General features: G+C 54.5%; 2 rRNA genes. Both read right to left on the bottom strand.

Features of this window, described 5'->3' with window-relative positions:
• Window positions 1–92: 92 nt before the first annotated feature.
• Window positions 93–207, bottom strand: a 5S ribosomal RNA gene (rrf, locus tag ACZLZQ_RS24190).
• Window positions 208–487: 280 nt separating this feature from the next.
• A 23S ribosomal RNA gene (locus ACZLZQ_RS24185) occupies window positions 488–3,309 on the bottom strand.
• Between the last annotated feature and the right edge of the window lie 474 nt (window positions 3,310–3,783).

Raw genomic sequence — 3,783 nt, 5'->3', positions numbered from 1 at the left:
CCGAACGCAAAACGCCCCCTGCGGCATTGACCGAGGGGGCGTTTTGTCTGTGTGTTGTTTTTGTCATGTGAGAGATATCTTGCGATTTGCAGACCTGGCGGCGACCGACTTTCCCGTGTCTTAAGACAAAGTATCATAGGCGCTGGAGCGTTTCACGGCCGTGTTCGGAATGGGAACGGGTGCAGCCACTCCGCCAAAACCACCAGGTCAGCGAATAGCAAGGTAAGAAGCTGGGTTTCTGGGTTTCAGGTGATGCGCTGGAAGCGCCATCCTGACCGCCTCTGCAGGGAGACGGAGTGCATGAATGAGAATGCGTCGATAATCTCAGCAGCAGTCCAGGACGAGATGCCCGTAGACCGCTAGGTCGTCGGATCGCTTTGCAATCCGCGCCAGCGCAGACGGTTTGTCCGAGACAAACCGGCGTGAGCGCCAAGATTAAAACCAATGTTCACCCTCGCTTTAGCGAGGTGAACATTGGCGAATGAGAATGATCAAGCCGATCGGGCGATTAGTACCGGTAAGCTTCAAGCGTTGCCGCTCGTCCACACCCGGCCTATCAACGTGGTGGTCTACCACGGCCCTGATAGGGAGTACTCGTTTTGAGGTTAGTTTCCCGCTTAGATGCCTTCAGCGGTTATCTAGTCCGTACATAGCTACCCTGCACTGCGGCTGGCGCCACAACAGGTCCACCAGAGGTACGTTCATCCCGGTCCTCTCGTACTAGGGACAAATCCTCTCAATACTCCTACACCTACGGCAGATAGGGACCGAACTGTCTCACGACGTTCTGAACCCAACTCACGTACCGCTTTAAATGGCGAACAGCCATACCCTTGGGACCTGCTCCAGCCCCAGGATGCGATGAGTCGACATCGAGGTGCCAAACAACCCCGTCGATATGGACTCTTGGGGGTCATCAGCCTGTTATCCCCGGCGTACCTTTTATCCGTTGAGCGATGGCCCTTCCACGCGGGACCACCGGATCACTATGACCGACTTTCGTCTCTGCTCGACTTGTCTGTCTCGCAGTCAGGCGGGCTTATGCCATTGCACTCGACGACCGATTTCCGACCGGTCTGAGCCCACCATCGCGCGCCTCCGTTACTCTTTGGGAGGCGACCGCCCCAGTCAAACTACCCACCATACACTGTCCCGGATCCGGATAACGGACCGCGGTTAGACATCCATGACGATAAGGGTGGTATTTCAAGGATGGCTCCACACGAGCTGGCGCCCATGCTTCAAAGCCTACCACCTATCCTACACATGCCGACACGAATGCCAGTGTAAAGCTATAGTAAAGGTGCACGGGGTCTTTCCGTCTGACCGCAGGAACCCCGCATCTTCACGGGGAATTCAATTTCACTGAGTCTATGCTGGAGACAGCGGGGAAGTCGTTACGCCATTCGTGCAGGTCGGAACTTACCCGACAAGGAATTTCGCTACCTTAGGACCGTTATAGTTACGGCCGCCGTTTACTGGGGCTTCATTTCAGAGCTTGCACCCCTCCACTTAACCTTCCAGCACCGGGCAGGCGTCAGACCCTATACGTCGTCTTGCGACTTCGCAGAGCCCTGTGTTTTTGGTAAACAGTCGCTACCCCCTGGTCTGTGCCACCCCACCCAACTTGCGTTGGAAAGGGTCACGCTTCTTCCGAAGTTACGCGTGCAATTTGCCGAGTTCCTTCAGCATAGTTCTCTCAAGCGCCTTGGTATACTCTACCAGTCCACCTGTGTCGGTTTCGGGTACGGTCTATACGGTGGGGCTATTTCCTGGAACCTCTTCACCGCCCAATCAATCCGATAAGACTGAACGATACACGAGATCCGTCACTCACCACCAGGCCCACGATTATTAACGTGGTTCCCATCGACTACGCCTTTCGGCCTCGCCTTAGGGGCCGGCTAACCCTGCTCAGATTAACTTTAAGCAGGAACCCTTGGACTTTCGGCGAGGGTGTCTCTCACACCCTTTATCGTTACTCATGTCAGCATTCTCACTTCCGATACCTCCAGAGGCCCTCACGGGTCCTCCTTCACTGGCTTACGGAACGCTCCGCTACCACTTGATCCTAAGATCAAATCCACAGCTTCGGTGCATGGCTTTAGCCCCGATACATTTTCGGCGCAAAGACCCTTAATTAGACCAGTGAGCTGTTACGCTTTCTTTAAATGATGGCTGCTTCTAAGCCAACATCCTGGTTGTTTTGGGATCTTCACATCCTTTCCCACTTAGCCATGACTTGGGGACCTTAGATGGTGGTCAGGGTTGTTTCCCTCTCCACGACGGACGTTAGCACCCGCCGTGTGTCTGCCGACTAGTACTCCCCGGTATTCGGAGTTTGATTGGGTTTGGTAGGACGGTGAGTCCCCCTAGCCCATTCAGTGCTCTACCCCCGGGGGTATTCGGTCGACGCTCTACCTAAATAGATTTCGCGGAGAACCAGCTATTTCCGAGTTTGATTGGCCTTTCACCCCTAGCCACAAGTCATCCCGATCTATTGCAACAGATATGGGTTCGGTCCTCCAGTGCATGTTACTGCACCTTCAACCTGCTCATGGCTAGATCACTCGGTTTCGGGTCTAATCCGACGAACTGAACGCCCTGTTCAGACTCGCTTTCGCTACGCCTCCACCTATCGGCTTAAGCTTGCTCGCCAGACTAAGTCGCTGACCCATTATACAAAAGGTACGCCGTCACCCATTATGGCTCCGACTGTTTGTAGGCATCCGGTTTCAGGTTCTATTTCACTCCCCTTGTCGGGGTGCTTTTCACCTTTCCCTCACGGTACTGGTTCGCTATCGGTCATGCACGAGTACTTAGGCTTAGAGGGTGGTCCCCCTAATTTCAGACAGGATTTCACGTGTCCCGCCCTACTCGAGGACAATCAAGAACATTATGCCTACGGGGCTATCACCCATTCTTGCCACGATTTCCAACGTGTTCGGCTTCTTTCATAGATTGCCACTGGCCTGGTCCGCGTTCGCTCGCCGCTACTGACGGAGTCTCGGTTGATGTCCTTTCCTTCGGGTACTTAGATGTTTCAGTTCCCCGAGTTCGCTTCTTACCCCTATGTATTCGAAGGTAAGATACCTCGCTGATGACCCCTAGAAACCGCAGCGCCACCGGCCGGACTTGCGTCCAACCAGTGCCGTTCCGATTTTCTAGAAGTCGGAGGTGGGTTGCCCCATTCGGAAATCCACGGATCAAAGCTTATTCGCAGCTCCCCATGGCTTATCGCAGCGTATCACGTCCTTCATCGCCTGTGCATGCCAAGGCATCCACCAGATGCCCTTATATCACTTGATCATTCTCATCGCCAATGCTCACCATTCTGGCGCCCCTTGCGAGGTACCAGGAGAGAAGTGTCATTGATCGACGTATTCTCATTCCCGAACGAAGCGCGAGCTCCATCCGGTTCGAGCACCGCAAACGCAAGGGATGTGCAATCCTTCTTACGTCCTGCAGCGGTACTCTGTGCCAATCCCATCTGGAGAAGGGATTGGCGAAAGACCAGCTTCTTGAGACGGTGCCCCGATGCCACGCGGTCAGGCATGGCAATCGAAACAGGGGAACCCATTCCAACCAGTTCACCGCCGCATCCTTTCGAATGCGCCGTCAAACCCGCTGGGGTGAGGGCTATCCCTGCGGATCATGACGTCTATCCAATCGGTGATGAACCGCTTGGCGCCATGATCCAGACAGAACCCTCATCCCCATCCCTTGCGGGGTGGTTCAAAGAGTCCTTCAGGACCCGTCTTCTCTTCACAATGTCAACAGAAC

The organism is Mesocryomonas lacus, assembly GCF_055730105.2.
Note: the sequence above shows the minus strand (reverse complement) of the source record. Positions and strands in the feature narration are given on the sequence as shown.